Origin of the sequence: Bacillus sp. ME78 (assembly GCF_903970865.1) — a bacterium.
GTDB classification, from domain to species: domain Bacteria; phylum Bacillota; class Bacilli; order Bacillales; family Bacillaceae_G; genus Bacillus_A; species Bacillus_A cereus.
In genome coordinates this window covers 587,840-612,864 of record NZ_CAJCKK010000001.1, presented here as the reverse complement: position 1 = coordinate 612,864, position 25,025 = coordinate 587,840, and the positions used below count along the sequence as shown (strand labels likewise).

Sequence of the window (25,025 nt, the reverse complement as noted above, 5' to 3'; positions counted from 1 at the left end):
TGCCAACAAAAATCGAACATTTATTCGATTTTTTTATTTTCCATCACACAAATACGGAATTTAACTATAAAAAAAGCTAGAAGAAACTTATATCTCTTCTAGCTTTTTATATAAATGATAAAATCCATATTTTGCTGATCGTTCTCTAATTTGTTGACGACTTCCACTTAAATTAAGAGGAAAGACTGCAGTTTGTTCACCTTTAATCGCTAATCCAACAAATACTGTTCCTGGCTCTTTCTGTTCTGAAGCATCTGGCCCTGCTACCCCAGTGAAACTAATTCCGATATCCGCTTTTAATAAATCCTTAACATTTTCAGCAAGATAACGAGCACATTCCTTACTAACTGCACCATCAGTATGCAATACTTCTTCAGGCACACGTAAAACATGTTGCTTCACATCATTATGATAACAAATGACACCGCCCTTAAATACAGAAGAAACACCAGCATTTTCAGTTACTTGATTTCCAAAAAGACCACCTGTTAAACTTTCTGCACATGCTAAAGTTAACCCTTTTCTCTTCAATAACTCGATTGCCTTATAATGCAAAAATTCTTGGTCATATCCGTAAAAAAATTCTCCTACTCTTTCTAAAATCAAATCTTCCACATGTTGAATTAGTTTCTCCGCTTCGCTAACATTTTGATGCTTAGCGGTTAAACGTAATGTCACTTCTCCATCATTTGCTAGCGGGGCAATTGTTGGGTTTGTTTGTCCATCAATTAAATCTTGAACTTTCACCTCTAATTGGGACTCCCCAATACCGAAGAAACGAAGCACACGTGAATAAATGTTTTCTCCTGTTGTAAAATTACGTAAAAAAGGCTCTACGTAACTTACATACATTGGTTTCATTTCTTTTGGCGGCCCTGGTAATAAAATATAAACTTTTCCGTTCTTATTTACCCCCATACCCGGCGCCATACCGTGGTCATTTGCAAATACTGTTGCTCCATTTAAAACGAGCGCTTGCTTTTTATTATTCTCCGTAAATTCACGGCCTGTACGCTTAAAGTAATTACTTATTAAGGCTAATGCCTTTTCATCATACACAAGCTCTTCATCTAAACTAGCAGCTATCGTTTCTTTCGTTAAATCATCTTTTGTCGGTCCTAATCCACCTGTGAAAATAAGTATATCAGCACGTTCTTCCGCAGCTTCAATCGCCTTTTGCAGTCGCTTATTATTATCACCAACAACAGTATGATAATACACGTTAATTCCGATTGAAGCTAACTTTTCAGATAAAAACTGGGCATTTGTATTTGCAATTTGTCCAAGTAATAATTCAGTTCCAACCGCAATAATCTCAGCATTCATCCCAATTCCCCCATAAACTTCTATTTTGAGTTTACAAAAGCAGCTCTATTTTTCCAGAAATAATCCCATCCTGAAATAACAGTAAAGATTAATGCAATCCATATGAAGATATCAGCAACTGGAATATGGATTAAATTTAAAGGTACATCGTGTAATAAATATGCTGCAATCGCAATAATTTGTGTCCATGTCTTAATTTTCCCTAGCTGATTTGCCGCAACTACTTCCCCTGTTCCAGCAAGTACAAGACGTAAACCTGTTACAGCAAACTCACGACTGATAATTACAATAACAATCCAAGCCGGTACATATTGCATCTCTACCAATGTAATAAGTGCTGCCGAAACAAGTAATTTATCAGCTAACGGGTCAAGAAACTTCCCTAAATTCGTTACAAGATTATACTTTCTTGCGTAATGTCCATCAATCCAATCTGTAGCTGAAGCAATGATAAAGATAAGTGCCCCTACTAAATGTTGAATTGGCAAATCAACATCACCAATTTTGTATGAACCCCAATCAAAGGGCGCTAACATAATTACCATAAAAATTGGAATTAAGAAGATTCTAGATATTGTAATTTTATTTGGTAAATTCACAGCTATTCCTCCATCATATCAAAAACATTTGTTCATCGAAAAAAAGTCATCGAAGCGATGACTGTTATTGTGCAGGTTGCTCTATCCCTTGGTTTTTAATCACCAATCTTTGGTGATATTCTTTTTGTGGATCTAACGGGAAAGCAAGCACTTGGCCATTCAGTTTAATTTCAACATTCGGTGCACTTCCAATATTAAGTCGTACTTCTTTTAATGTTGATACATCGCGTTTTTCTGTTTGACCGCTTTGTACTGTAGTGTTTAGAATTTCGTTACCCGCATCATCCTTAACATCTACATAACTTGCACCCTTCGCTGAAATTTCCAATTCTAACGTTTTATTATTATGAATTTCCAAAGTAGATACCTTACCAGTTGTTCCAACTACTTTCACTTCTTGCTGTCCAGTTGGTGGTGCTGGTTGCTCCTCTTTCTTTGGTTCTTCTTTCTTTGGTTCCTCTTTTTTCGGCTCTTCCGCTTTCGCTTCATCTTTCTTCGTATCTAACGGAGAATCTTTTGCTTTTTGAACTTCAATTTTCTCACTTTGAGCACTCGGAACTTTTTCATCATCTTTTCCAGTTAACGCTTGAAACACAAACCAGATTACGACTCCAACTGCGATTACTAACAGCGCAACTAAGATTTTCGGCATGTGATCTGCAACTGGCCATGATGAAGATTTTTGCATTGTTTCTTGTGTTTTTTGTCCCGTTGATACTTGTGGAACTTCACGCTTTTCAGATTGTGGTATCGTACTCTGATGTTCTACAAGCAGTTCCTCTCCATGTAATCCAACCGCATCTGCGTATTGTTTAATGAATGCACGCGCATAAAAAGCTCCTGGCAATACATCATAATTGCCTTCTTCAATTGCCACTAAATGGCGTTTTTGAATTTTTGTAATCTCATGCAGCTGATCAATAGTCAAGCCTTTTGCTTCTCTTGCTTCTTTCAGCTTTTGTCCCAATTCCGTCACTACTAACACCTCAATATTTCTTTAAAAGTCAAACATAGAGAAATTATTTTGCGTACCTTGCTCAATTTCATCTACTAAATTATATTGAATTTCTTCATCATAATCGTTACGCAACTCGATAATATAATCAAAATCATCCAATGTGTATTCTGACTGACTCACAAATACATCAGGATGTTCTACAACTTTCGTTGCAGGCAATCTCATAATTTCACGAACGAGCTGCCAATGTCTTTCGTTAGCACGCTTCGTTGACACAATTCCATCTAGGATGAAAATATTGTCATCGCTATACTCATCTTCAATTAATTGACTACGAACAGTTTGCTTAATAAGAGTAGATGATACAAATAACCACCTTTTATTTGCACAAACACTTGCAGCAACAATGGATTCTGTTTTTCCGACACGAGGCATTCCGCGTATCCCAATTAGTTTATGGCCTTCTTTTTTCATAATTTCTGCCATAAAGTCTACCAGTAAGCCTAATTCATCACGCACAAATCGAAATGTTTTCTTATCATCTGCATCTCGTTGTATGTACCTACCATGCCTAACTGCTAGCTTATCTCTTAGCTTGGGCGGACGATATTTCGTTACCGTTATGTTATCCATCGTATTTAAAATTGATTCAAGTCTAGAGATTTGCTCTTGATTATCACACATAAGAAGTAACCCACGTCGTGCATTATCTACACCATTAATTGTGACAATATTAATGCCGAGCATACCGATTAACGAAGAAACGTCACCAAGCAAGCCAGGTCGGTTTTTATGTATTTCATATTCAAAATACCATTCAATCATCCAAGATCACTCCCCTTGCTTACTTTACACCTACGTACTATATTATATGATTTCACCTTAATAGGGAAGCTAAATGTATAATCTATCCTGTGTAATTATTATACAAAAAAAGTAGAGAGGAGAATCTCCTCTCTACTTTTACTTATGTTGTACAAACTTAACCATTAAGTTTGCGATTGTATGTTGCTCCTGTTCATCAGCAACTTTCCAAAGCTCAGCTAATAATTTCTCTTGGTCATTGCGTCCTTCTACTTCATTAGCAAGGTAGTCGCCAACACGAAATGCCATATCTGATACCGCACCGCCGTCTAAACCTTTTCCTTGCGCTTGCTCTAAACGATCTCCTAAAAAGCTCTTCCACTGATCAAAATTATCTAATACTGACATAATTAAGCACCTCACTATTGAGTAATAAAATCATGCTTAATTTGTGCAACTATTCATTTTTTATGTAAGAAATTTTTAACAATGCCAACCGCCATTCACTCCGATGATTTGTCCAGTTATGTAAGATGCTCCTGGTGATACGAGGAATGCAACTGTTTTTGCTACTTCTTCTGGTAACCCTATTCTACCTAATGGTATATCTTCAGCAATTCCCATTTTATCTTCTTCAGAAAAAACACTTAACATTTCCGTTTCAATTGCTCCTGGTGCTACCGCATTCACACGTAATCCACTTAAAGACACTTCTTTCGCTAAAGCTTTCACATATGAATTTTGCGCCCCTTTTACCATTGAATAAAGCACTTCACAAGAAGCCCCTATTTGTCCCCATATAGATGAAACAATTACAATATTACCACTTCTCCTCCCAATCATAGGCGGAAGTGCCATTGAAAGTAATTTATATACGTTCTTCACTTGAAGTTCTACCATATAATCCAATTCATCGTTTGTTACATCTGTTACTAGTCCAAAAATACTCTTCCCGGCTGCATATACAATAACATCAATAGGATGTTCAATTTGTCTCCACAATTGCTCAGCTCCATCACTAGAAGCCAAATTCGCTTGCACAGGGATAACTTCCCTCCATGCTTTCTGCAATTCCAATACCTTTCCTTCACTGTTATTGTAATGAACATAAACTGTATATCCATCTTGAATTAATTGTTTCGAAATAGCAGAGCCAATCCCTCCGCTCCCTCCAGTTACTAACGCATACTTTTTCATAAATTCCCTCTCTTATCTCTACAAGTTCACTTTTTACACAACTAAATAATACCCTCATCTTACAATTTTTCAATGATAAGATGAGGGTATCTTTAAAATGTTATTTTTTCGGTAACACCTGACAAACACTCATTTTTTCTTCTGATAACAATAATTTTGCTACTTCTTGTAAGTCTTGAACGGTTAGCCCTTCTAATACAGTCAATGCATCAAATAGACTAGATTCATTAAACGCATATCGTGTAAATTGATTTGCAATATATTCTGGTGAATTCAACGAGCGTAAAAAACCACCAATTTTCTTTTTCTTCACTCGTTCTAATGCCGCCGCATCTAATTGATCATAATCTGTTTTTAATAAAATATCTTTTAAACGATCTGCCAATTCATCAGGTTGTTTCGTATCACCGCCAACCATTGCAAAACCGAAGTTATTTTCTTCTGTATAGTCATACGAGAATGAATCATCAATAAGCCCTTCATTATATAAAGCTTCGTAATGAACAGAACTTTTTCCAAATAAATAATCTAAAAGTAACGTAAGCGCAATTTCTTGTTTTAAAAGCGCTTGCCCTTTTTCTTTTAAATTAGTCGCTTTAATACCAACTAAACATTTCGGTGTTTGCACAGGCATTGATATAATTTTTTTCTTTTCATTTACCTCATTTGGTTCCTCTTCAAATGAACGCACAATTTCTGGCTGGTTTTTATAATCTTTTTTCGCTTGATTTTCACGTACTAAATCCATTGTTTTCTCTGGATCAATTGCACCCACAACAAATAATAACATATTGCTCGGATGATAAAATGTTTCATAACATTCATATAATAAATCTTTCGTAATTTTACTAATAGATTCGATTGTCCCTGCAATATCAATTTTAATTGGGTGTTTTACAAACAAGCTATCAATTAACCCAAAGTACAAACGCCAATCTGGGTTATCTTGATACATTTGAATTTCTTGCCCAATAATCCCCTTCTCTTTTTCAACTGTTTTTTCAGAGAAATAAGGCTCTTGCACAAAGTTTAGTAATGTATTTAAATTTTGTTCTACGTTTGAAGTACATGAAAAAAGGTAAGCTGTTCGTGTGAAGGATGTAAAAGCATTTGCCGATGCTCCTTGTTTACTAAACAATTGGAAAGCATCGTGATCTTCTTTTTCAAATAATTTATGCTCAAGAAAATGTGCAATCCCATCAGGTACACGAATCATTTCTTCTTTCCCTAATGGTACAAATGTATTATCTACTGAACCATATTTCGTCGTAAACGTCGCAAATGTTTTATTAAATCCTTGTTTCGGTAAAACATATACATCTAATCCATTAGGAAGTTTTTCATAATAGAGTGTTTCTTTTAATTGCTCATAAATAATTTTCTCCATTTACTCTCCCTCCGTTCCTTGTAAAAAGTAAATTGTATCTAGTTCAATATTTTTAGCAACTTTTACAATTTCTTCTTTTGTCACACTTTCTATACCTGTAAGCCATTCTTCAACTGGACGTGTACGATCTGAAATAATACCATGATATAGCATTTCTACAAATCCACGCGGTGTATCAATCGCCTCTAATATTTGATTTTGGATGACACTTTTTGTTTGATGTATTTCTTCTTCAGAAAACTCTCCGTTTTGCATCGCAAGCATTTGTTCTTTAATAATTTCAACTGCTTTTTCATAATTTTTCGCTTCAATTCCTGACATAACAAATAATAAACCTTTATGACTTTCAAAGCGCGATGCTGCATAGTACGCTAAACTATTTTTTTCACGCACATTTACGAATAACTTCGAATGAGAAAAACCACCAAACAATCCATTGAACAATTGCAATGCAAAATAATCTTCATCTTTATATGTGACAAATGTACGATAACCGATGTGTAATTTACTTTGTTTTAATTCTTGTTTTTCAACAACTTCTTTTTCTTCATTATTTCGTCTATGAAGGAGTACATTTCTTTCTCTCACTGGACGAGCTGAAATAGAAAAATACTTACTTACAAGATCAACAGCATTTTCTGAAATATCACCAATAATATATAGATCCATTTCATCTTCCGCTAACACCTTTTGATAATATTGATACAGACTTTCATTTGTAATAGAAGTAACACTCTCTTTTTTTCCATTTGCACTTAAACGATACGGTTCTACTTTGCACATTTCTTCAATTAAACGTTCGTTTGCATAACGCATTTTATCATCATAAGTAGCTTCAATGCGCTGTAAAAGTGCTCTTTTTTCACTTTCTACGATAGAAGGTAGGAAACCGTTCCCCTCCGTTGCTGGATGTAACACAATATCCGATAACATAGAAAGCGCTTTTTCAAATAACGGTGGTGCATCATGTAAATATACTTCATTTGCAATGTCTACATAAATGGAGATGATATGGTCTTCTCCTTTTTTACTTACATCTACCGCTAAAGAAGACCCGTATAATTCTTCTAAATATTGACGAAGACGAATTACAGAAGGTAATTTTTCTGTCGCACTTTGCAATACGTATGGCAATAGGGCACGCTCTGTCACCGTCTCTTCATTTAAAGGCGCTTTAAAACGAAATACAAACGTATTCGTTTTATATTTATCAGTCGGAATAATATGTACGCGTAAACCACCTAACTCATGTAGTTGTTGTTCCATTAGTTTCATTTATAGCCCTCCTTTACGTATATAGGAATATTCCTCTTCAATATACAGTTTTTAGAAATGAAAAATCAACTTTTCTTCCTTATTATGCTTACATATGATCTTTCTAAAAACTTTAATATGTAAGGAACATAGTAAAATTCCGTATTAAATATATTCTATGTAAAAAAGCCCACACTAATGTGCGAGCTTTTTTATACTTATAAAATACTTATCGTTTTCCTTTTTCATAAGGAGTTCCTAATGCTTTCGGAGCTTCAGAACGGCCTACAAAACCGACAAGTGCTAATATTGTGAATACATATGGTAATATCGTTAATAAAACACTTGGAATTTGATCTAATACAGGAATTGTTCCGCCCGTTACACTAAGAGATTGCGCAAAACCAAAGAATAGAGCTGCACCTAGTGCGCCTAGTGGATTCCATTTTCCAAAAATCATAGCCGCTAAAGCTAAGAAACCTTGTCCTGTAATAGTTGCCCCTGAGAAGTTATTAGAAATTGACATTGCAAATATCGCTCCACCAATTCCAGCAAACACTCCTGATATACAGACTCCAATATAGCGCATTTTATATACGTTAATCCCCATTGTATCCGCTGCCATGGGGTGTTCACCAACAGCACGTAGACGAAGACCGAACGGTGTTTTATAAATAACATACCAAACAACGAATGCTAAAATAATGGCAATATACGAAGTTATTGGTACGTTCGAGAAAAATATTTTCCCTAAAACCGGAATATCCGAAAGGCCTGGAATATCAATCTTTTCAATACGATACTGAATAAAGTCAGTCTGCCCTTTATCAAAAATCTTCTTAATTGCAAATACTGTTAAACCAAGAGATAAGAAGTTAATTGCTACACCACTTACAACTTGATCCGCTCGGAATGTAATAGAGGCTACCGCATGAAGTAATGCAAATAATCCACTACCAATTGCCGCAAATAATAACGCAATCCATGGAGTCATCGTTCCCCAAGTATCACCCATTAATAAGTTTGTAACTACTCCAATAAATGCACCAAATAGCATTAGTCCTTCTAATCCGATATTTACAACACCCGATCTTTCACTAAATACACCACCTAATGCTGTGAAAATTATAGGTGCTGATGTATATAACGTACCCGTCACAAGAATGGCTAATATATCTAAAAAGCTCATTTATTTCCCCTCCTTGCTCATGCGTGTAAGCGCCCATCTTAACACATAACTACATGCAACAAAGAAGATGATACATGCAATAATTACATTAATAAGCTCTGATGGTACATCTGCCTCAAAGTTCATTTGAGGGGAAGCACTTTTCAAACCACCAAATAATAAAGCTGAAAGGATTATACCAAACGGATTATTGCCTCCAAGTAATGCTACAGCAATCCCGTCAAATCCTACTCCTGTAAACGAAGACATCGCTGTCATACTCTGGAATGTTCCTAACCCTTCCATCGCTCCACCAATCCCCGCAAATGCACCAGCAATTGTCATGGAAAATACTACATTACGAGAAACTTTCATACCCGCATATTGAGAAGCATGCTGATTAAATCCTACCGACTTTAATTCGTAACCTAAAGTTGTTCTATCTAATAAGAACCACATTAAAATAGCGATTAAAATTGCTACAATAATTCCCCAGTGTAGACGTGAACCATCAGTAATAGAAGCAAGCCAGTCTGAAGATAGTGACGCACTCTCTTTAATATCATACGTTTTGTCATTACCCGCATGTAAGAAACGCTTAATAATGTCATATGTTACATACAACGCGATATAGTTCATCATAATGGTTACAATAACTTCATTCACTTGAAACTTTCCTTTTAAATATCCCGGAATGAAGCCCCAAATTCCGCCCACCAATGCTGCGAATAAAATAGATAATGGAATATGAAGGAAAGCTGGTAGTGAGACTGCATAACCGAACCAAACCGCCGCAAGCCAACCAACTAACAATTGACCCTCTACCCCGATATTAAATAAACCTGTACGAAATGCAAACGCCACCGATAAACCAGCAAGAATAAGCGGTATCATTGTACGAAGCGTTTCACCAATCGCACTTGCGCTACCGAACATACCTGTCCAAAGTGCACTATAACCAACAATTGGGTCATAGCCACTAACTAGCATTACAATTGCTCCTACAAGTAAGCCGAAAATAACGGATAGTACTGGGACTAAAATATTTATCGTTCGCTCTGTTAAAAGTTTTTTAGCCATTGGTACCCACCTGCTCCTTCTTTGTTCCTCCAGCCATTAACAATCCAAGCTGTTGTTCATTCGTTTCTTTCGCATCAACTATTGCTACAATTTTCCCTTCATAAATAACAGCAATTCGATCGCTAACATTTAAGATTTCATCTAACTCTAGTGATAAAAGTAGTACACCTTTTCCTTTATCCCTTTGCTCTATTAATCTCTTATGAATAAATTCAATTGCTCCTACATCTAAACCACGTGTTGGCTGTGCCGCGATTAATAAATCTGGATCACGGTCTACTTCACGTGCAATAATTGCTTTTTGTTGATTCCCCCCAGATAGAGCGCGTGCTAACGTTTGCTCACTAGGTGTACGTACATCAAACTGTTCAATAAGAGCCTTTGCTTTTTCTGTAATTTTGCTGAAATTTAAAATCCCTTTCTTTGAAAACGGATTTTTATAGTACGTTTGCAGAACTATATTATCTCTAACAGAAAAATCAAGAACGAGTCCGTGTTTATGACGATCTTCTGGAATATGACCAATTCCCTCTTCTGTTATTCTTCTAACAGGCCAATTTGTTATTTCTTTTCCTCTAATTGCAATAGAACCTGACTCAACTTTTCGTAAACCAGTAATTGCTTCTATTAATTCACTTTGTCCGTTTCCATCAATTCCTGCAATCCCAACAATTTCCCCCGCACGAACAGTTAAGTCAAGGCCTTTTACAGCAGGTAGTTGACGTGCATCGTGAACAACAAGGTTTGCAATTGAAAGTACCTCTTCTTTTGGCTTCGCGTCTATTTTTTCTGTTTTAAAATTCACTTGACGTCCGACCATTAATTCTGCAAGTTTATTTTCATCCGTATTTGCAACGTCAACCGTTCCAATCCCTTTTCCTTTACGAATAATCGTACAACGATCGCAAACTTCCATAATTTCTTTCAACTTATGTGTAATAAGAACAATAGATTTTCCTTCTTGCACAAGCTTTTTCATAATTTGAATTAGCTCATGAATTTCTTGTGGTGTTAACACAGCTGTCGGTTCATCAAATATTAAAATTTCTGCACCGCGGTAAAGAGTTTTCAAAATCTCAACACGCTGTTGCATACCAACTGAAATATCCTGTATTTTCGCATATGGATCTACAGCTAAGCCGTATTGTTCAGACAGCTTTTGAATTTCTTTAGCAGCTTCCTCAACAGCAATTTTCCCTTTTTTCTTCGGTTCATTTCCGAGAATAATATTCTCTGTAACTGTAAAATTATGAACAAGCATAAAGTGCTGATGAACCATTCCAATACCAAGGTCATTTGCCACATTCGGATTGGTAATGTTTACAGACTTTCCTTTAATTTTAATTTCACCTTGTTCTGGTTGGTACAAACCAAATAGTACATTCATCAATGTGGATTTCCCTGCACCATTTTCTCCAAGTAAAGCATGTATCTCACCCTGCTTTACTTGCAGCGTAATATCATCATTCGCTACAATGCCTGGGAATACTTTCGTAATATTATTCATTTCAATTACGTATTCCATTGTGTTCCTCCTTTTAACAGGGAACATTCCCCTATTACACTATTAACTTATTAAGCAATTCGGAAGTTTTATACATACAAAGGTTAGTTCTATGAACTAACCTTTGCTATTTCTCTATTTATTTTTTTAGAGAAGCTTCATATTCTTTATACTCTTTATCTGTAGCCGGTACTTTAATTTCACCGTCTGTAATTTTCTTTTCAAATTCTTCTACTTTTGTTAAAATTTCAGGGTTAACTTTTTTCACGTTATCAGTTGTTTTTGAAATACCAATACCGTCATCTTTTAAGCCAAACGCTTCAATTTTTCCACCTTTTAACTTTCCATCTTTTGCTTCTTTAGCTACTTTTTCTACAGCTACATCAACGCGTTTTATCATTGAAGTTAATGTTACATTTTCAGGCATACCTTCTTGATGTTGGTCACGGTCAACACCGATTACCCAAACATTTTCACCTTTTTTCTTACGGTTTTTCGCTTCAGTGAACACACCGTTACCTGTACCACCAGCAGCATGATAAATTACATCTACGCCTTGACCGTACATTGCTGAAGCAAGAACTGTACCTTTTTCAGGCTTATCGAATGCTTCTGCATATTCAGATACGATTTCAATGTTTGGATTTACTGCCTTTGCACCAGCCTTAAATCCATTTTCAAATTTACTAATTAAATCACTCTTCATTCCACCAACAAATCCTACTTTATTCGATTTTGTTGACATAGCCGCTACCGCACCTACAAGGAATGATCCTTCATGATCTTTAAATGTAATGCTCGTTACGTTCGGTGCATCTACAACAGTATCTACGATTGCAAATTGTTGTTTTGAAGATTCTTTTGCAACTTCTTTAATTGCACCTTCTAATTTATAACCAATTCCGAAAGTTAAATCATATTTATCTTTTGAGAATTTTTTCAAATTCGGAATATAATCAGCTTCTTTTTCAGACTGAAGGTAACGATAATTTGTCTTTTCTTTTAAACCATTATCTTTACCAAACTTTTGTAACCCTTCCCAAGAAGATTGGTTAAATGATTTATCATCAACGCCCCCAACATCTGTTACGAGACCAACCTTGAAGTCTTTATTGTCTTTCGTGTCTTTCTTATCACTGCTCGCCTTATCCGAGTTACCACATGCACCTAAAACTGTACTTGCTGCTAATGTTAATGATAATAAAAGGCCTGCTTTTTTCTTCATACTAGAAACCCCTCCAAAAATGATATATATTTATTTATTCTTACGCTGCTGTCCCTTACTTCTTGCTGTCACCTCCCTAAAAAGGAATTTACCTACATACGCTTTCTTAATACGTGGAAGCTAAATTTATCAGCTCTAAAGTAATTGATAGAATATAAGATTGGCTCATCATTTTGATCATAGTGCATTTGTTTTAATACAAGCAGTGCTGTTTCAGGCTCACATTCTAAAATCGGTGAGATTTTAGGGTGATAGCCAATTGGCTCAATGTGAGCAACCGCATATGTTATGCGCTTATGCGTGTTATTATGTATCACCGTTAATAATGATTCCTCATTGTAACCCGATAAATCTGGCAATATTTCTTTTGCAAGTTTATCGATACAATATACAACAGGTTCCCCATCTGCTGTACGCACGCGTTCAATCATCACTGCATTAAAACCATCTTCACTATTAAACTTCTCTTTTTCCTCTTCTGTTAAAGTTGTAGTAGATGATGATAAAAAAATCGTTCCTGGTGTTTTCCCCACACTAGAAATCATATCTGTAATACTAGAAAGTTGTTCTATTCCAGAAGAAAATAATGGCTTTGCATTTACAAATGTCCCTACACCATGTCTACGAATGACAACATTTTCTTCTTCTAAAATACGTAACGCTTCCCTTAAAGTCGCTCTACTTACGCCAAGTTCTTTCGCTAAATCAAACTCTGATGGTAACTTTTGTCGTTCTTTATAAGCCCCATCTTTAATTTTTTCTTTGATGTGATCAATCACCCGTAAATATAGGTGACGACTATCGGATTTTACTGACATAAGACTCCCCCGCATTTCAATTATTCGACCTCTGATGTAAGACTTCTTTTCTCTTTTTTCAACTTACAACATAGTACAAATGACTAACCACTAAAAATAAGCGCAATTGTCGAATAAATAATAATAATTTTTTAAAATGAAATTTTCACTCTTTACTGTATAAAAAAAACTTTGCACCATAAACATTCCTCATTTCGAGAAAAAGTTCGGCACAAAGATCCTTTACATCCTTTGTTACACACTTTTCCCCTCATAGTCTAGCAATTCATGGTTGCCAGGTAGAAACTTATGGACCTTATCTCCAAGATTATATGAGGCAGTGATTCTTTTCGAAGTAATCTTACCACTTGCTCTCATACGTGTCAACAAAATCCAACATTTTTCTGCATTAAATATCGAACATTTACATAAAACATACTCAAAGTATTCGTATTCTATAGGGACCCTATAAATGTAAGCCCTTTCTTTATTGCTGAGTATAGTATATAACAAAAACACTATATAAAAAAGCCTAATTGTAAAAACAATTAGGCTTTTTTTAAGAACTTTTTTCTTGTACATCATTAATGAGTACTTCTCTCGGTTTACTACCTTCATATGGACCTACTACACCATTCATTTCCATTGCATCAATTAGACGAGCAGCTCGCGTATAACCTACTCTAAACCTACGTTGTAGCATAGAAACAGATGCTGTTTGCATTTCCACTACAAGTTGAACCGCTTCATCATATAATTCATCTTCTACTTCCTGCTTCGTATCAGGAACATCTTGCGGAATCATATCTTCTTGATATTGTGCTTTTTGCTGTCCAATAACATATTCTACAACTCTCTCAACTTCATCATCTGATAAAAATGCGCCTTGTACACGTACAGGTTTCGATGCACCAATTGGTATAAACAGCATGTCGCCACGACCTAGTAGCTTCTCTGCACCACCACCGTCAAGAATTGTACGAGAATCTGTTTGAGAAGATACAGCGAATGCAATACGTGATGGAATATTTGCTTTAATAACACCCGTAATAACGTCAACTGACGGACGTTGCGTTGCAATAATTAAATGAATACCAGCAGCACGAGCCATTTGCGCTAGACGCATAATCGCATCCTCTACATCAGACGAAGCAACCATCATTAAATCTGCTAACTCGTCCACAATTACTACAATATACGGTAATTCGGGTTGTTTCGCTTCTGATTGACTATTATGTTCTTTTATATAATCATTGTATCCTTCAATGTTACGTGTACCACTATGAGCAAATAATTCATAACGACGTTCCATCTCACTCACAACTTTTTTCAATGCTTGCGATGCTTTTTTCGGATCAGTTACAACTGGCGTTAACAAATGAGGCACACCGTTATATACATTTAACTCTACCATTTTCGGGTCAATCATCATTAATTTTACTTCATGCGGTTTTGCACGCATTAAAATACTAACAATAATACCATTAATACATACACTTTTCCCGCTACCTGTCGCACCAGCTACGAGTAAATGGGGCATTTTATTTAAACGGGCTAATACAGCTTCACCTGTAATATCTCGGCCAAGACCAATTAACAACTTCTCTTCCGGATGATTATTAGCCTTAGAATCAAGAACTTCCCTCAGCGTTACCATCGAAACTTCTGAGTTCGGAACTTCGATCCCTACAGCTGATTTCCCGGGAATTGGCGCCTCAATACGAATGTCCTTTGCAGCTAAAGCAAGGGCTAAATCATCACTTAAACTGACAATTTTGCTTACCTTTACCCCCATATCAGGATACACTTCATATTTTGTAACTGCAGGACCTCTATGCACTTTGGTTACTTTCGCTTTCACTCCGAAACTTTGGAATGTACGTTCTAATTTACGAGCATTCTCATAAATTTCCGCGTTTTCATTTGTAACTTGCTTATTCTTTGGAAATTTTAATATATCAAGTGAAGGAAGCTTGTAATCTTTATTTTCTACATTTGAAAATTGCATAGGAGGTGCTTGCGCTTCACTCTCTAACGATTCAACGATTTTTTCTCCACGCTTTTTCTTTGATTCTTCAATTGGTGGAGTCTCTTCAATAAACGGTGAAGTGATCAAATCTTCTTGCTCTACTTCAATTCGTTTATCCTCTTCTTCATTTACAGGATAATTCTCAGTGAAATTTGAAATAATTGGCGGATCAATTTGGATTTCTTCCATCGGCTCAATAACTTCTTCTTGTTCTGCAGCACGTTTGCTTCTTGTACTTCTTGTTGTTTTTTTCTTTTCTGTTTGTTCAGCCGTTCTTTTGGATCTCCAATCTTTATAATCCCCTTGTATCACTTGAAATTGACTTCTAAGAATTCTACCAACTGGAGCTAACACTTCTCCAATATGTTTATTTGTTATACAGAGTACCCCGAGAATAACTAAAATAATTCCAATGATATAGGCTCCTACTTCGTCGAATAGGAAGTAACATGTCGCGAACATAAGCGCACCAAACATACCACCACCTAAATGAACGCTATCTGGCCCTTTTTTCATTTCAAGAAAGAAGTTATCTTTCGTACTCACAATAACAGAAGTATTTTGCACTGCTCCATCTTTTGTAAGAAGGTTAAATAATGTAATATGACTAAACATTAATATTGCCAATACAATTAAATAAAATCCAATTAACCGTTTATTTAAAAGGTTCGGCCATCCGCGTTTTATAACAAAGGAAACCGATAAAGCTATTACACCTAACACACCAATTATGTACCACTCACCAAAGAAGAAGCGAAAAAATAACACAAACGATTTCCCTACAACGCCTAGCTGTAAAATCGTAATGATTGAAAGTGCAAAAAGAGTTAAACCGACGATTTCATAATACAAAGTTGGCTTTATCGTACGTCTTGCCTTTGCCTTCGTCCCTCTTTGCTTTTGTTTTGCCATTTCTTCACCTCGTGTTCTACATATAAGTAAAGCTCTCCTAAAAACGCTCTATTTATATGTCTGTTTTCTCTATTTTTCAGGTCTTTATATCTTCTATTTTTACACTTCTTGTAAAATGCTAAATAAACAGAAGAAAGCAGCCTACTCATGGCTGCTCAACCGTCTTGTTTTTTATATTATACCATAGCTTCTAAACAAAATCCTTCTTTTTGCTAAAAGGTTATTTTCTGACCTGGCTCAAACTCTAAATAGTGAAGTGGGTCCGTACTTAGCACACGTACAATAGAATAACACCCATGTTCCTCTTCAGAAACCATTAATTCCACACCATTTATATTTACAACTTTTTGACTTTCACATTGTGAATAATCGGCCGGATACACAAGTTGCTCTGGCATAATTGTATATAAAATCATTGTAACATTGTCCCTTCTGCACTACCTTCCGCGCGAACATCGATTAATTCGTTTAATTTTCGAATTGCATTTCCAATACCACCAACATCATCTATAAGACCGTACTTTACTGCATCCCCACCAATTACATTCGTTCCAATATCTCGCGTTAAATTTCCTTTCGCAAACATAAGCTCTTTAAAACGATCTTCTGTTACTTTCGAGTGCTTCGTCACAAAACGAATGACTCTTTCTTGCATCTTATCCAAATACTCAAATGTTTGTGGCACACCTATGACAAGACCTGTTAAACGAATTGGATGAATTGTCATCGTCGCAGTTTCCGCAATAAACGAATAGTCAGTAGAAACAGCAATCGGTACACCAATGGAATGTCCCCCACCTAAAACTAAAGATACTGTTGGCTTTGAAAGTGAAGCTACCATTTCAGAAATTGCTAGTCCAGCTTCAACGTCACCTCCAACCGTATTTAATATTAACAGCAAACCTTCAATTTTTGGATTTTGTTCAATCGCAACAATTTGCGGAATGATATGCTCGTATTTTGTTGTTTTATTTTGCGGCGGTAATTGAACATGACCTTCCACTTGTCCGATAATCGTTAAACAATGAATACGTGATTCATTCATCTGTGGTACATTTGTCTGTCCAAGCTGTTGAATTTTTTCTACTATTGAAGCCTCTTTTCCAGCTTCTTTTTCTTCATTTGTATATCGATCACGTTCTGTCATTTCGCATCCCCTTTCACTCGTATATAACTATTATTTCTTAAGTTATAAATTTCATTCGATAGGGTTAAAAAGAAAAAAAGATCACCCATAAGGGTGATCTTTTTTATACTTCCATAATAATCGGTAAAATCATAGGTTTTCTCTTTGTCTCTTCGTACAAGAACTGTCCTAATAATTCACGAATATTTTGTTTTAACATTGACCATTCAATCGAATATTCTTTAATTGACTGCTCAACAATCATACGTACAATCTCTGTAGATCGTTCAATTAACGCTTCTGATTCACGAACATATACGAAACCACGTGAAATGATTTCTGGACCAGAGATAATTTTCTTTTCATCTTTACCAAGTGTTACAACAACTACTAATATTCCATCTTGAGATAACATCTTTCTATCTCGAAGAACGATATTACCAACGTCACCTACACCTAATCCATCAATTAAAACATTACCAGCTTGTACTTTACCGACTAAGTTCGCTTCATCGTCACCAAAAGCAATTACATCGCCTTTTTCTACGATAAAGATATTTTCTCTTGTAATACCTACATCTTCAGCTAAATACGCATGTGCTTTTTGCATACGAAACTCACCATGTACGGGTACAAAGTACTTCGGTTTCATTAAATTTAACATTAATTTTAATTCTTCTTGGCTACCGTGACCTGAAACGTGAACTTTTCTTTCGCCGTAATAAACAACTTCAGCTCCAGCTCTAAATAACAAATCAATAATTTTTGATACAGATATTTCATTACCCGGAATTGGCGAAGCAGCAATGATAACAGTATCACCTTTACGAATTGAAATTTGTTTATGTGCTTGTTTTGCCATTCTAGATAGAGCAGCCATCGGTTCACCTTGACTACCTGTCGTTAAAATAGCAACCTTTTTCTCTGGGAAGTTGTCTACTTCTTGTAATGAAATAACCATACCTTCTGGAACATCTAAATAACCAAGACGTCTTGCAATGTCTACTACTTTCACCATACTACGTCCTACTACGGCTACTTTTCGCCCTGTTTCGGCAGCTGCATCAAATACTTGTTGAATACGATGTACATTCGATGCAAATGAAGCAACGATAATACGACCTTCTGCACCGTAGAACACTTTAGAAATTTCTACACCAACTTCTTTTTCTGAACCTGTATACCCTGGACGCTCTGCATTTGTACTATCAGATAATAGGCAAAGTACACCTTCATTTCCGATTTGCGCCATTTTCCCAAGATCTGCTCCACTATTTCCAATTGGAGTTTGATCGAATTTAAAGTCTCCCGTATATACGATTGCACCTTTTGATGTATGGAAACAAACGCCAACAGAATCCGGAATACTATGTGTCGTTCCGAAGAATGACACTGTTGTAGTGTTAAACTCTACTGTTGAATTTGAATCGATTGTTTTTAGGTCTACACGGCCTAACATGCCCGCTTCACCAAGTTTTTCTTGTATAAGTCCTACTGTTAATTTCGTTGCATAGACTGGAATAGATAATTTACGAAGCACATACACAATTCCACCAATATGATCTTCATGACCGTGAGTAATAAATAAACCTTTTACTCGCTCTTGATTTTCCACTAAATATGTAATATCAGGAATAACGATATCAATTCCAAACATTTCATCTCCCGGGAACATTAACCCCGCATCTACGATAAAGATTTCAGAATCAATTTCAACACAGTACATGTTTTTCCCGATTTCACCTACTCCACCAAGAGCAAATACTTTAACAGACTCATTCTCTTTTCTCTTCATGTTGTTGCCTGGTTTAAAAATCTTGCAAACACTGATTTCACTAAAATTGCAGAGACACCAGGGGAAACTCTACAACCACCATATTTTCACCGTCCAAGACGAATGTCCTTACCGTTATGCGATATCATGTCCTTGTTTATTTTTTAAACCAGGTTTCACCTCTCTTTCATTATATAAATCAAATATCTTATTCGATATGATATGAAAATTTAATTAAATTATAATTTTTCCCAATTTTGCTAAGCATACCCGTACTAAGCTACTTAGCCATATTATACCTGATACAAGAAATAGAACACAAGTTAAATCGTGCGAAAGAAAAAGTAAAAGAAAGGAACAGCACTAAAAGTATATGGCTTATTTCCGCTGCTTTTATACTCCATGTTATTTGAAAAAAAACTTAAACACTTTAAATTACTTTCATTTGATGGATTTCCTAGATTTTTTTCTTGAATTGCACAAAAACACTTATAAAATGAAGCTTTTTTATAGATTACGTCATATTTGAGGCAATTCCTATAAAAACATAATCGAAAGTATTTTCTGTACTAGCAAATACTTTTCAACAAAATTAAAGATGTAAGATCCTTTTCTTATAAACATTGCATTACATGACAAAAGGCTATGAATTACAAAATCTAATAGAAATTTAATAAGGTTAAATTTTTAGCAGGATTTGACAGCCATTATCGAGAAAAAGATGTTGAAACCAAATTAATGAAAGAACAATATCATACTTTAACAAGTAGAGAACGCGTAGCGTAATATACTCGTTTTCAACATAAAATGTTTTCTATATTATAGGGTCATATACAGACGAGAAAGGCGATCCTAAAATCATTTTACAAAAGATTCACTTTAAAACAGATTCAAACATTTTCATATCAATAAAAAAATGACCTAGTTTCACACTAGGTCATTTTTATTAACGAGGAATAGATTGCATTACAGATTGTAACGTTACTCTTTCTTCTTCTGTTAATGGAAGAAGTGGTAAACGTACAGAACCTACATCTAATCCAACCATTTGTAACGCTGTTTTTACTGGAGTTGGACTTGGCGCCATAAATAACGAATCAGTTACTCTTACAAGTAATTGATGTAATTTTTGTGCCTTTTTAAACTCTCCTGCTTGAAATGCTGTAATCATTTCTTGCATTTCATTTCCGATAACATGAGATGCTACCGAAACGATACCTTTAGCCCCAACTGCCATAGCCGGTAACGTTAAACCGTCATCACCGCTGTATACCGCAAAGTCGTCCGCTGTTTTTTCAATGATTTCTGTCATTGTCAACACATCGCCGCCGGCATCTTTAATAGCAACAATGTTTTCTATTTCTGATAAACGAACAACTGTATCAACGGAGATTTGTACAATAGATCGTCCTGGAACGTTATATAGCATAACCGGAAGCGGCGTACTTTCAGCAATTGCTTTAAAATGCTGATACATTCCTTCTTGACTCGGCTTATTATAATACGGTGCTACTAGCATTACTGCATCCACACCAACTTCTGTTGCCTTTTTAGTTAAGTCAATAGAAGCATGCGTATTATTGCTACCTGTTCCAGCGATTACGGGCACTCTTTTATCGACAACAGATACGACATGGCGATATAACGCTACCTTCTCTTCTGAAGTTAATGTAGGAGATTCTCCTGTCGTTCCTCCTACCACGATTGCTGTTGTACCGTTATCAATTAAATAATTTACCAATTTCGTTGTCTTTGCAAAATCGATATTCCCGTTTATATCAAACGGTGTTACCATCGCGGTTGCAATTGTCCCAAAATCTATCATGGTCTCACTCCTTATTGTTCCAGTTGCTTTTCTTTTGAAAGCTCAAACGCACTATGTAATGCATTTACAGCCTCCACTAAATCAGTTTCTTTTACAAGAACCCAAATTGTTGTATGACTATCTGCCGATTGCAGGATTTGAATACCTTTTTCTGCTAAAGCTGTAACGATTTTCGCAGTAACCCCTGGGTATCCTGCCATTCCAGCTCCAACGATAGATACTTTCGCACAATGCTCTGTCACAATTGGCTCATATCCAAGGTTCTTTAATAATTTAACTGCATGACTTGATACATTATCACTCACCGTATATGCTACACCAGTAGGTGAAATATTAATTAAATCGACACTTATTCCTTCGTTCGCCATCTCTTTAAACACATGTTGTTGCAAATCATATGCCGTTTCTTTTGCAAGCACTTTAATTTGCGTTACGTTTGATACGTGGGCGATACCTGTAACAGGACGTTCTTCTACATCACGACCTCTTGTAGCACCGTCATATGCTGAAATAAGCGTACCTTCACTATCAGAATACGTAGAACGTACACGAAGTGGCACTTTTGCATGCATCGCAATTTCAACTGCACGTGGATGAACGACTTTCGCACCTTGATAAGCCATGTTACAAATTTCGTTATACGTTACAGTTTGAAGATGACGTGCATCTTTTACAATACGAGGATCCGCAGTCATAACACCTTCTACATCAGTGAATATATCGATGTATTCAGCATGAAGTGCAACACCTAATGCTGAAGCTGAAGTATCACTACCTCCGCGTCCAAGTGTTGTCGTATCACCTTTTTTCGTTTGCCCTTGGAATCCTGTAACGACGATTACATCTACATTTTCTAACTCTTCATGTATACGATCGCAATTCATTTCAATAATCTTTGCATTCGTAAAGTCATCATTCGTTACAAAACCAGCTTGTGCACCATTTAATGCTGCTGCTTTTATACCGTTCTCATTCAACATATTAGAGAAAACAATTGCAGAGATTAACTCTCCGCACGATAATAATAAATCTTGCTCACGTTTAGAAATAGTAGATTCCTCTTGATTTACAAGACTTAATAACGTATCCGTTGCATATGGTTCACCTTTACGACCCATAGCAGATACGACAGTAACTACTTTATAACCAGCAGCTAATGATTTCTTTATATGATGAAGCGCATGCTTACGTCCATTGTCATCACGTACTGATGTGCCACCAAATTTTTGAACAATTATTTTCATATTTTGCACCTTCTCTTAGCCGTTTACACTAATTGTAATTTTACTAAGCGCTCTGCAATTTGAACAGAATTCCATGCAGCGCCTTTTAATAAGTTATCAGATACGACCCAAAGATGGAATCCTTTATCGTTATTTAAATCTTTACGGATTCTTCCAACGAATACTTCGTTTTTACCTACTGCAGTAGCTGGCATTGGATATAACTGCTCTTCTGGATTATCTTGCAGAACAATACCTTCCGCATTTGCAAGTAAGCTCTTTAATTCTGCTACTGTTACGCCTTCTTTTTCTACTTCGATGTAAACAGACTCAGAGTGTCCTGATACAACTGGTAAACGTACACATGTTGCCGCTACTTCTAATTCAGGCATATGCATAATTTTTTTTGTTTCGTTAATCATTTTCATTTCTTCAAATGTAAATCCATTATCTTGGAACTTATCAATCTGTGGAATCGCATTAAAAGCAATTGGGAAATGCTTCTTATCACCTGATACAGGAAGAACATTTGCCTTAACTTCTTCGCCATTTAAGATTGCTTGTGATTGTTCATGAAGTTCTTCAATAGCTGCCGCACCAGCACCTGATACAGCTTGATATGTGGAAACGATTACTCGTTTTAAACCATATTGCTGACGAACTGGCTCAAGAGCTACTACCATTTGAATTGTAGAACAGTTTGGATTTGCAATAATACCATTATGTTCTTTTAAGTCGTTTTCATTTACTTCAGGTACAACAAGTGGCACGTTTTCTGTCATACGGAATGCACTTGTATTATCAACAACAATCGCACCGCGTTTTGCTGCTTCTGGCGCTAATTGTTTCGATACAGATCCACCAGCACTAAATAGTGCGATATCTACTCCTTCAAAGCTTTCAGGAGTTGCCTCTTGAACTGTAAATTCTTCGCTTTTAAATACAAGTTTCTTACCTGCAGATCGTTTAGATGAAAGTAACGTTAATTTCCCGATTGGAAATTCTCGTTTCTCTAAAGTATTTAACATTTGTTCACCAACTGCGCCGGTTGCTCCAACTACAGCGACATGAAAAGTTTTTTGCTTTTCCATCACTATGCCCCTTTCTAGATACCAATCCTTCTATAACTTAGAATCAGAAGGAGTATACAATACCCCTTCTAATCTTAATAACGTTAATTTTATCATATTCTACAGTAAGAATGATGGTTTCATCAAAAATTGTCCGTTTTTTTTCGTTTTTTAATTCATATATCTGAATTTTTCTACGACCACCGGTTGCAATTGCTTTCCTTGCAGCGCTTCTAATACTGTATCTTCCAGTAACTCCATACGAGCTACCATTGAGTTCGGTTTTTTCTCTGGCGCATCTTGACCGAATGGGACGAAATAGATATTTTTTGTGGCCATTAGGCGCATGAGATTTACCCCATTTAATCCTAAAGCATCATTCGTCGAAACTGCCAATACGACAGGCTTGCCATTTCTTAGCGTCGCTTTTGCTGCCATTAGTACTGGAGAATCTGTCATTGCATTTGCAAATTTACTCATAGAATTTCCTGTTAAAGGAGCGATTACCATGCAGTCTAATGGAATTTTAGGTCCAAGTGGCTCTGCTCCAACAATTGAATTAATTGCTTTAAAACCTGTTATTTCTTCAATCTTCTTAATCCACTCTGCTCCTTCTCCAAATCTAGTATTTGTTGATTGAACAGTGTATGAAACAACGGGACGTACTTCTGCCCCTTCAGCAATTAATTTTTCTAAGTGCGGCATAACTTCCTCATACGTACAATGTGAACCCGTAAATCCGAAACCAATTCGTTTCCCCTTCAAACTCATTTCTTTTCCTCCTCCTTTGCAATTGCATCTGCTGCTAATAACTGAGAAAGAACATTTGCTAAAATTTGCCCAGCCGTTTTGGGAGCAACAATACCTGGTAATCCAGGTGCTAGCAACGCTTTGACTCCTCTTTTTTCCGCATATCTAAAGTCAGTACCACCTGGTTTAGAAGCTAAATCAATCACTAACGTATGAGCTGGCATTTTTGCAATAACATTCGCTGTTACAACGAGGTGCGGAATTGTATTGATTACAATATCGATATTCCCTACTTCTTTCTCTATGTCTTGCATATGAAAAGGAGAAAACATCATTTCTGTAATACGTGCAATATGTTCAGATCGTCTTGCTCCAACTTTGACATGGGCTCCTAATGATTGAAATGCTCTCGCAACACTCATTCCTGTTCTACCAAATCCTAGAACCATTACATTGGACCCATGAATTGTATAGTCGGTATGTTGAATTACCATCATTAATGTACCTTCTACAGTTGGAATAGAATTGTATATTGCCACATCATCACGATCAAATAATTTAACAAGTTTTCGGTTCGTAGTAGATACGAGATTTTCCAAGTAAGGTGTACCAATACCCGAATATATAGTAAAGTGTTCTGGTGTATTTTCAATTTGTTCTTTCGTTATTGAAACTTTTTCATTTGAAAAAATAGTATCTACTTCTCCTTTAGCATTTGTGCCTGCAACCGGCAAAATTATTGCGTCTACAGAAGTGAAATCTAAATTTTGTATACTTTCTTTTGCTGCCCCTGTGAAACCATGATCTAACTGATCAAACCCTATCAAAGAAAGTTTCGCATCCAATTCAACTAGCTTACGAATTACTTCTAGCTGCCTTGCATCTCCTCCTATGACAGCAATATGCATCTCAGTCAACATTCCCTAATTCACCTTCTTTTTCTGTCATTTATAAGAAAAGTGCCTACTTTTTCTTTTTCCTCCACATCATATGTAATGTACGAGTTTATGGTGATTG

Annotated in this window: 22 protein-coding genes and 1 riboswitch; all 22 genes read right to left on the bottom strand. The window is 36.1% G+C overall.

Translation table 11 applies throughout. The features are described 5' to 3' along the window. Window positions 1-87 precede the first annotated feature (87 nt). The 22 genes from cinA to dpaA all read right to left on the bottom strand — a co-directional run bounded on the left by cinA (window position 88) and on the right by dpaA (window position 24,928). Window positions 88-1,326, bottom strand: coding sequence for a competence/damage-inducible protein CinA (gene cinA, locus H6481_RS03290; RefSeq protein ID WP_016080551.1), 1,239 nt, complete (start codon window positions 1,324-1,326; stop codon window positions 88-90). Between the two features lie 20 nt (window positions 1,327-1,346). Then, window positions 1,347-1,925: a CDP-diacylglycerol--glycerol-3-phosphate 3-phosphatidyltransferase gene (gene pgsA, locus H6481_RS03285; RefSeq protein WP_001052967.1), complete on the bottom strand. Its 579-nt coding sequence runs from the start codon at window positions 1,923-1,925 to the stop codon at window positions 1,347-1,349. Window positions 1,926-1,989: 64 nt separating this feature from the next. Then, window positions 1,990-2,901 carry a helix-turn-helix domain-containing protein gene (locus H6481_RS03280; RefSeq protein WP_000137473.1) on the bottom strand — a complete coding sequence of 304 codons (912 nt, stop codon included), beginning with the start codon at window positions 2,899-2,901 and terminating at the stop codon, window positions 1,990-1,992. A 21-nt stretch (window positions 2,902-2,922) separates the two neighbouring features. Next, entirely contained in the window at window positions 2,923-3,708 is a 786-nt protein-coding gene (locus H6481_RS03275; RefSeq protein ID WP_000574107.1) for a DUF3388 domain-containing protein, read from the bottom strand. Window positions 3,709-3,846: 138 nt separating this feature from the next. Further along, entirely contained in the window at window positions 3,847-4,095 is a 249-nt protein-coding gene (locus tag H6481_RS03270; protein ID WP_000114444.1) for a DUF3243 domain-containing protein, read from the bottom strand. Between the two features lie 75 nt (window positions 4,096-4,170). Continuing rightward, window positions 4,171-4,884, bottom strand: a complete 714-nt coding sequence (locus H6481_RS03265; protein ID WP_023522827.1) for an SDR family oxidoreductase — start codon at window positions 4,882-4,884, stop codon at window positions 4,171-4,173. Between the two features lie 100 nt (window positions 4,885-4,984). Beyond that, complete coding sequence (locus tag H6481_RS03260; protein WP_000411277.1) at window positions 4,985-6,271, bottom strand: pitrilysin family protein; 1,287 nt, start codon at window positions 6,269-6,271, stop codon at window positions 4,985-4,987. Beyond that, the gene (locus tag H6481_RS03255) at window positions 6,272-7,546 is read right to left on the bottom strand and encodes a pitrilysin family protein (protein ID WP_000772415.1); all 1,275 of its coding nucleotides are present in this window, start codon (window positions 7,544-7,546) and stop codon (window positions 6,272-6,274) included. It abuts the gene before it with no gap. Window positions 7,547-7,754: 208 nt separating this feature from the next. Next, complete coding sequence (locus H6481_RS03250; protein WP_000008857.1) at window positions 7,755-8,714, bottom strand: ABC transporter permease; 960 nt, start codon at window positions 8,712-8,714, stop codon at window positions 7,755-7,757. Continuing rightward, window positions 8,715-9,773 carry an ABC transporter permease gene (locus H6481_RS03245; protein WP_001085254.1) on the bottom strand — a complete coding sequence of 353 codons (1,059 nt, stop codon included), beginning with the start codon at window positions 9,771-9,773 and terminating at the stop codon, window positions 8,715-8,717. Beyond that, the gene (locus H6481_RS03240; protein ID WP_000456926.1) at window positions 9,766-11,298 is read right to left on the bottom strand and encodes an ABC transporter ATP-binding protein; all 1,533 of its coding nucleotides are present in this window, start codon (window positions 11,296-11,298) and stop codon (window positions 9,766-9,768) included. The genes H6481_RS03245 and H6481_RS03240 overlap by 8 nt, the downstream gene beginning before the upstream one ends. A gap of 118 nt (window positions 11,299-11,416) precedes the next feature. Continuing rightward, window positions 11,417-12,502 carry a BMP family ABC transporter substrate-binding protein gene (locus H6481_RS03235; RefSeq protein WP_000725769.1) on the bottom strand — a complete coding sequence of 362 codons (1,086 nt, stop codon included), beginning with the start codon at window positions 12,500-12,502 and terminating at the stop codon, window positions 11,417-11,419. Window positions 12,503-12,594: 92 nt separating this feature from the next. After that, window positions 12,595-13,320 carry a GntR family transcriptional regulator gene (locus H6481_RS03230; RefSeq protein ID WP_000114182.1) on the bottom strand — a complete coding sequence of 242 codons (726 nt, stop codon included), beginning with the start codon at window positions 13,318-13,320 and terminating at the stop codon, window positions 12,595-12,597. A 233-nt stretch (window positions 13,321-13,553) separates the two neighbouring features. Then, a riboswitch (purine riboswitch) is annotated at window positions 13,554-13,655 on the bottom strand. Window positions 13,656-13,858: 203 nt separating this feature from the next. Beyond that, window positions 13,859-16,240, bottom strand: coding sequence for a DNA translocase FtsK (locus tag H6481_RS03225; protein ID WP_001118792.1), 2,382 nt, complete (start codon window positions 16,238-16,240; stop codon window positions 13,859-13,861). 212 nt (window positions 16,241-16,452) lie between these two features. Then, the gene (locus H6481_RS03220; RefSeq protein WP_000605020.1) at window positions 16,453-16,656 is read right to left on the bottom strand and encodes a YlzJ-like family protein; all 204 of its coding nucleotides are present in this window, start codon (window positions 16,654-16,656) and stop codon (window positions 16,453-16,455) included. After that, window positions 16,653-17,387 (bottom strand): translocation-enhancing protein TepA, encoded by a 735-nt coding sequence (gene tepA / locus H6481_RS03215; protein WP_065485024.1) that lies wholly within the window; start codon window positions 17,385-17,387, stop codon window positions 16,653-16,655. The genes H6481_RS03220 and tepA overlap by 4 nt, the downstream gene beginning before the upstream one ends. A 103-nt stretch (window positions 17,388-17,490) precedes the next feature. Then, on the bottom strand, window positions 17,491-19,161 hold the full coding sequence (locus H6481_RS03210; RefSeq protein ID WP_000823089.1) for a ribonuclease J: 1,671 nt from the start codon (window positions 19,159-19,161) through the stop codon (window positions 17,491-17,493). Window positions 19,162-20,086: 925 nt separating this feature from the next. Continuing rightward, entirely contained in the window at window positions 20,087-20,965 is an 879-nt protein-coding gene (gene dapA, locus H6481_RS03205) for a 4-hydroxy-tetrahydrodipicolinate synthase (RefSeq protein WP_000564763.1), read from the bottom strand. A gap of 11 nt (window positions 20,966-20,976) precedes the next feature. Continuing rightward, a complete protein-coding gene (gene dapG, locus H6481_RS03200) occupies window positions 20,977-22,209 on the bottom strand; it encodes an aspartate kinase (protein ID WP_000692450.1) in 1,233 nt (410 codons plus the stop codon). Window positions 22,210-22,232: 23 nt separating this feature from the next. Further along, window positions 22,233-23,279 carry an aspartate-semialdehyde dehydrogenase gene (asd, locus tag H6481_RS03195; RefSeq protein WP_120460977.1) on the bottom strand — a complete coding sequence of 349 codons (1,047 nt, stop codon included), beginning with the start codon at window positions 23,277-23,279 and terminating at the stop codon, window positions 22,233-22,235. 150 nt (window positions 23,280-23,429) lie between these two features. Further along, window positions 23,430-24,029: a dipicolinate synthase subunit B gene (dpaB, locus tag H6481_RS03190; protein WP_000053596.1), complete on the bottom strand. Its 600-nt coding sequence runs from the start codon at window positions 24,027-24,029 to the stop codon at window positions 23,430-23,432. Next, entirely contained in the window at window positions 24,026-24,928 is a 903-nt protein-coding gene (gene dpaA / locus H6481_RS03185; RefSeq protein WP_000954735.1) for a dipicolinic acid synthetase subunit A, read from the bottom strand. Before dpaA ends, dpaB begins: the two co-directional genes overlap by 4 nt. Window positions 24,929-25,025 lie beyond the last annotated feature (97 nt).

What these genes read in the sequence shown, in the direction of transcription:
- H6481_RS03220 (WP_000605020.1), bottom strand. Translation starts at nt 16,656, where the DNA reads ATGATTTTATATACAATTATGCCAGAGCAACTTGTGTATCCGGCCGAT.
- dapG (WP_000692450.1), bottom strand. Translation starts at nt 22,209, where the DNA reads ATGAAAATAATTGTTCAAAAATTTGGTGGCACATCAGTACGTGATGAC.
- H6481_RS03230 (WP_000114182.1), bottom strand. Translation starts at nt 13,320, where the DNA reads ATGTCAGTAAAATCCGATAGTCGTCACCTATATTTACGGGTGATTGAT.
- H6481_RS03250 (WP_000008857.1), bottom strand. Translation starts at nt 8,714, where the DNA reads ATGAGCTTTTTAGATATATTAGCCATTCTTGTGACGGGTACGTTATAT.
- cinA (WP_016080551.1), bottom strand. Translation starts at nt 1,326, where the DNA reads ATGAATGCTGAGATTATTGCGGTTGGAACTGAATTATTACTTGGACAA.
- H6481_RS03275 (WP_000574107.1), bottom strand. Translation starts at nt 3,708, where the DNA reads ATGATTGAATGGTATTTTGAATATGAAATACATAAAAACCGACCTGGC.
- dapA (WP_000564763.1), bottom strand. Translation starts at nt 20,965, where the DNA reads ATGATAGATTTTGGGACAATTGCAACCGCGATGGTAACACCGTTTGAT.
- H6481_RS03260 (WP_000411277.1), bottom strand. Translation starts at nt 6,271, where the DNA reads ATGGAGAAAATTATTTATGAGCAATTAAAAGAAACACTCTATTATGAA.
- tepA (WP_065485024.1), bottom strand. Translation starts at nt 17,387, where the DNA reads ATGACAGAACGTGATCGATATACAAATGAAGAAAAAGAAGCTGGAAAA.
- H6481_RS03225 (WP_001118792.1), bottom strand. Translation starts at nt 16,240, where the DNA reads ATGGCAAAACAAAAGCAAAGAGGGACGAAGGCAAAGGCAAGACGTACG.
- dpaB (WP_000053596.1), bottom strand. Translation starts at nt 24,029, where the DNA reads ATGAGTTTGAAGGGGAAACGAATTGGTTTCGGATTTACGGGTTCACAT.
- H6481_RS03245 (WP_001085254.1), bottom strand. Translation starts at nt 9,773, where the DNA reads ATGGCTAAAAAACTTTTAACAGAGCGAACGATAAATATTTTAGTCCCA.
- H6481_RS03235 (WP_000725769.1), bottom strand. Translation starts at nt 12,502, where the DNA reads ATGAAGAAAAAAGCAGGCCTTTTATTATCATTAACATTAGCAGCAAGT.
- H6481_RS03240 (WP_000456926.1), bottom strand. Translation starts at nt 11,298, where the DNA reads ATGGAATACGTAATTGAAATGAATAATATTACGAAAGTATTCCCAGGC.
- H6481_RS03270 (WP_000114444.1), bottom strand. Translation starts at nt 4,095, where the DNA reads ATGTCAGTATTAGATAATTTTGATCAGTGGAAGAGCTTTTTAGGAGAT.
- asd (WP_120460977.1), bottom strand. Translation starts at nt 23,279, where the DNA reads ATGGAAAAGCAAAAAACTTTTCATGTCGCTGTAGTTGGAGCAACCGGC.
- H6481_RS03265 (WP_023522827.1), bottom strand. Translation starts at nt 4,884, where the DNA reads ATGAAAAAGTATGCGTTAGTAACTGGAGGGAGCGGAGGGATTGGCTCT.
- H6481_RS03255 (WP_000772415.1), bottom strand. Translation starts at nt 7,546, where the DNA reads ATGAAACTAATGGAACAACAACTACATGAGTTAGGTGGTTTACGCGTA.
- H6481_RS03210 (WP_000823089.1), bottom strand. Translation starts at nt 19,161, where the DNA reads ATGAAGAGAAAAGAGAATGAGTCTGTTAAAGTATTTGCTCTTGGTGGA.
- dpaA (WP_000954735.1), bottom strand. Translation starts at nt 24,928, where the DNA reads ATGTTGACTGAGATGCATATTGCTGTCATAGGAGGAGATGCAAGGCAG.